The organism is Hydrogenophilus thiooxidans, assembly GCF_019049855.1.
Classification (GTDB): Bacteria; Pseudomonadota; Gammaproteobacteria; order Burkholderiales; family Rhodocyclaceae; genus Hydrogenophilus; species Hydrogenophilus thiooxidans.
This window is the reverse complement of the sequence record NZ_JAHLSY010000044.1, coordinates 1-4,153: the sequence shown is the minus strand read 5'-3', so window position 1 is coordinate 4,153 and position 4,153 is coordinate 1. Positions and strand designations below refer to the sequence as shown.

General features: G+C 60.5%; 4 protein-coding genes and 1 pseudogene. 3 read left to right on the top strand and 2 right to left on the bottom strand.

Features of this window, described 5'->3' with window-relative positions; translation table 11 throughout:
• Positions 1-272: 272 nt before the first annotated feature.
• A complete protein-coding gene (locus KUL93_RS11045; protein WP_217127092.1) occupies positions 273-560 on the bottom strand; it encodes a hypothetical protein in 288 nt (95 codons plus the stop codon).
• Between the two features lie 13 nt (positions 561-573).
• On the opposite strand from KUL93_RS11045, the gene KUL93_RS11040 reads away from it, so the two are divergent.
• The 3 genes from KUL93_RS11040 (at position 574) to KUL93_RS11030 (ending at position 3,825) form a co-directional block, all read left to right on the top strand.
• The gene (locus KUL93_RS11040) at positions 574-2,109 is read left to right on the top strand and encodes a class I SAM-dependent methyltransferase (protein ID WP_217127091.1); all 1,536 of its coding nucleotides are present in this window, start codon (positions 574-576) and stop codon (positions 2,107-2,109) included.
• A 217-nt stretch (positions 2,110-2,326) separates the two neighbouring features.
• The gene (locus tag KUL93_RS11035; protein WP_217127090.1) at positions 2,327-3,589 is read left to right on the top strand and encodes a glycosyltransferase; all 1,263 of its coding nucleotides are present in this window, start codon (positions 2,327-2,329) and stop codon (positions 3,587-3,589) included.
• Positions 3,586-3,825: a hypothetical protein gene (locus KUL93_RS11030; protein WP_217127089.1), complete on the top strand. Its 240-nt coding sequence runs from the start codon at positions 3,586-3,588 to the stop codon at positions 3,823-3,825. Before KUL93_RS11035 ends, KUL93_RS11030 begins: the two co-directional genes overlap by 4 nt.
• Positions 3,826-4,036: 211 nt before the next feature.
• Here KUL93_RS11030 and KUL93_RS11025 read toward each other — a convergent pair.
• Positions 4,037-4,153 (bottom strand): annotated as a pseudogene (locus tag KUL93_RS11025) (IS481 family transposase); the annotation flags it as partial.

Genomic DNA, 4,153 nt, shown 5'->3' with positions numbered 1-4,153 from the left:
CTTTTGCCTCCTGAGTTCCTCGATCAGCTCACGCATCGTCTCGCGACCTATGAATAATGCACGACGTCGCGGATCAATGCAATCGTCCGGGACCTGACACATATTCAAGTTCGGAAAAGCTCGCTTGCATCGTCAAGTGCCTATTAATCAATTCTCGCATGTCAGGGATGAGTTCGGCACATCGATCTGCGAATAAATCAGTGTGTCCCTAGTGGTCTAGAAAATGGCGATCACGACACGGGGAGGTGCAAGCGGGGGCGGCAATGGCGAAGTCATTCGCAAACGGCGTGAGTCTTCACCGCCTGCTGGAAACCGCGCCCCTTCCCGCCCTCCAGGCGTTCCTGACCACCATCGACAACGAACGCTACGCCGAGGCCTTCCACCCGGCGCAATGGAATCTGGCGCAAGCGGACCCCGACGCGGCGAGGCTGCGCAGCGAGGTCATCGCCATCATCGCCATCGCCAACGCGCTTGCTGCTGACACTGCCGTTCCCCTCGACCGCCACGCGCGGTGCGCGCAACCACCGCAGCGGCGCTACAATCGTTTGGCAACACACCAAGAAGGAATCCAAGATGACCGACTGGAGCGCTGGCTACGTCACCGACATCGGTTACACCTTTGGCTACTACGCCGAACTCAACCCGCAACGCTTGGCGCTACCGCTACTTGCGGCCGGTATCGTGCCGCCCAAGGTGGAAGCTGCGTGCGAACTCGGCTTTGGCCAGGGCATGAGCATCAATATCCACGCCGCGGCGTCCACCTCGGTGTGGTGGGGCACCGACTTCAACCCGGCGCAGGCGGGCTTTGCCCAGGAGCTCGCCGCCGCATCGGGGGCATCGGCGCGGCTCTTCGATCAAGCGTTTGCCGAATTCTGTAACCGCCCCGATTTGCCCGAGTTCGACTTCATCGGGCTGCACGGCATCTGGAGCTGGATTTCGGACGAAAACCGCGCCGTGATCGTCGATTTCGTCCGCCGTAAGCTCAAAGTGGGCGGCGTGCTCTACATCAGCTACAACACCCAACCCGGTTGGGCGGCAATAGTACCGATGCGCGAACTCTTGATCGCCCATAGCGACGCCCTTGCCGCTAAGGGTCACGGGATCGTCAGCCGCATCGACGCTGCGCTCGATTTTGCTGAAAAGCTTCTGGCCACCCAACCCGCTTACGCCGCGGCCAATCCGCAGGTACCACAGCGCATCGCCAAGATGAAGGAGCAGAACCGCCACTACCTGGCGCACGAATACTTCAACCGCGACTGGCACCCGATGTCGGTGGCGAAAATGGCCGAATGGCTCGCGCCTGCGAAGCTGCGCTTTGCGGCATCTGCCCACTATCTGGACCATGTCGATGCGATCAACCTCTCTGAAGCGCAACAAGCGCTGCTCGATACCATCCCCGATGCGAACTTCCGCCAATTGGTGCGTGACTTTTGTTGCAACACGCAGTTTCGCCGCGACTACTGGATCAAGGGCGTGCGCCACCCCACTGCTTTCGAGCGGCTGGAGGCGTTGCGCGCCCAGCGCCTCATCCTCATCACCCCGCGCGATGCGGTGTCGCTCAAGGTCACCGGCAGCCGTGGGGAAGCGTCGCTCAACGAGGGGGTCTATCAGCCCATCCTGGACCGACTTGCCAGCCATAAGCCCATGACGCTCGCGCAAATCGAGCAGGAGCTCACGCCCAAGGGCATCACGTTTGCACAAATCGTTCAGGCGGCGCTGATTCTGGTGGGCAAAGGGGATGCGGCCATCGCGCAGGAAGAAAGCAGCGTCACACGCGCCAAGAAAGCGTGCGATCGTCTCAACCAGCACCTGATGGCGAAGAGCCGCGCAAGCAACAACTTCGCCTATCTGGCAAGCCCGGTCACTGGCGGTGGTGTTACCGTGCCACGGTTTCACCAGCTCTTTTTGCTCGCTCGCCAGCACGGGCGCAAAACCGCTGAGGAGTGGGCGCGCTTTGCTTGGGACCACTTGCAGGCGCTGGGTCAGCGACTCACCAAAGAGGGCAAGGCGCTGACAACCGCGGATGAGAACCTTTCCGAACTCACTGCCCAAGCGCAAACCTTTGCCGAGCGCCAGCTGCCGATCCTCAAGGCGTTGCAGATTGCGTAAAGGCCCACGATGCGTCACCTATGTCCACCACCGCCACCGAAATTTTTTGAGACAACCTCAAATCGAAAATTCTAGATCTTGCCGAACAGGCACGGAACCCGATAACGAAACGTTGGCAATGAATCAGCCCTGATTCGCGCTTCGGATAGTGTGAGGAACGATGGGCTTTTCCGATTTTGATCTCGTTACAATTCCTCCAGGTACTAACCAGACAGACGTGAAATTTCTCTTCATCCACCAAAATTTTCCCGGCCAGTTCAAGCACCTGGCGCCTGCGTTGGCGCAACGCGGCCACACGGTCGTCGCGATGACGATGCAACAGACCGGCGTGCGCCAATGGCAAGGCGTGACGCTCGTGCCATATGCCGCCAGCCGCGGCACCACGCCGGGCGTGCATCCGTGGGTGAGCGACTTCGAAACCAAGGTGATTCGCGGCGAAGCGTGCTTTCGCGCGGCGCTACAATTGAAAGCGCAGGGCTTTAGCCCCGATGTAATCATCGCCCACCCCGGCTGGGGCGAAAGCCTGTTCCTCAAAGACGTCTGGCCCGCTGCAAGGTTGGGCATCTACTGCGAGTTCTTCTACCACCCTCAGGGCGCAGACGTCGGCTTCGACCCGGAGTTTCCCGCGCCAGACGCAGAAGGTGATGCGTGCCGGCTGCGCCTCAAAAACCTCAACAACCTGCTGCACTTCGAGGTGGCCGATGCCGGCATCAGCCCCACCCACTGGCAGGCGAGTACCTTTCCCGAACGCTTCCGCAACAAGATTACCGTGGTGCATGATGGGATCGACACCCAGGCGGTCACGCCCAACCCGGCAGTGTCGCCTACCCTCACCACCCAAAGCGGAGCGCGCCTGACATTGACGCGCGCCGACGAGGTGATCACGTTTGTCAACCGCAATCTCGAACCCTACCGCGGCTTTCATGTCTTCATGCGTGCGCTGCCGGAGATTCTGCGGCGTCGGCCCACCGCGCATGTGCTCATCGTCGGTGGCAACGGCGTCTCCTACGGCGCCCAACCCGACCCACAACGCTACGGGGGGCGCACGACCTGGCGTGAGATCTTCACCGCCGAAGTCCGTCCGCAAATACCCGACGATGACTGGGCGCGGATCCATTTCCTCGGCAACATCCCGTACCCCTATTTCATCGCGCTGCTGCAGCTCTCGACCGTTCACGTCTATCTCACCTACCCCTTCGTGCTCTCCTGGAGCCTTTTGGAAGCGATGAGCGTGGGCTGCGCGATTGTCGCCAGCGACACCCAGCCGCTGCACGAGGCCATCCGCCACGACGACACCGGACGGCTGGTCGATTTCTTTGACGTAGCGGGCCTGGTGAATGAAGTCTGTGCGCTGCTCGATGACCCCGCGGCAAGGCAGCGGCTGGGCCAGAACGCCCGCGCGTTTGCGCAGGCAAACTACGACCTGCAGACGGTGTGCTTGCCCAGGCAGTTGGCGTGGGTGGAGGGGCTGGCGAAGTGAATTGGCTGATCGATCCGGATGAGCTCAAAGCCGAACGTGCCGCCATCGAAGCCGAATCGATTGGCTGGCAGCCGCTGGGTGAGGGCGCGTACCTGCACCTGGGTGACCGGAATGAGGAAGAGGTCGTCATCACGGTGACCGGCGTGCCGGATGCGGGGATGGCGGGGATGGCGGGGATGGCAGGGATGGCGGGGATGGCAGGGATGGCGGGGATGAATGTGCTGCTGGTGGGGTGAGTGATGACGAAGGACGGTTACTAGAAAAAATAACTGACCGCATTACTCAACATACCCACCCCAAGTAAGAAGAAGCCCGCGATCAGCAGAGCAAGCCCCAACTTGCTTTCTATGTCCAGCAGATGCTTCGTTATCCCTCCGATAACCGGCTCTTGAACTCGCTGATTGTTGGCTGCCTTGGTCAGTTGTTCGATGGCCTGCTCGTGAGTGACTAGGTGTCAAGACCCGCGACATTATCTACCCTTGAAATGAAAAGCTCTGGTCGCTCGGTTTGCCACCATCGGAGTTTCTCAATAGGAGTCATATGACCCAAAGCGCGTTGAGGAAT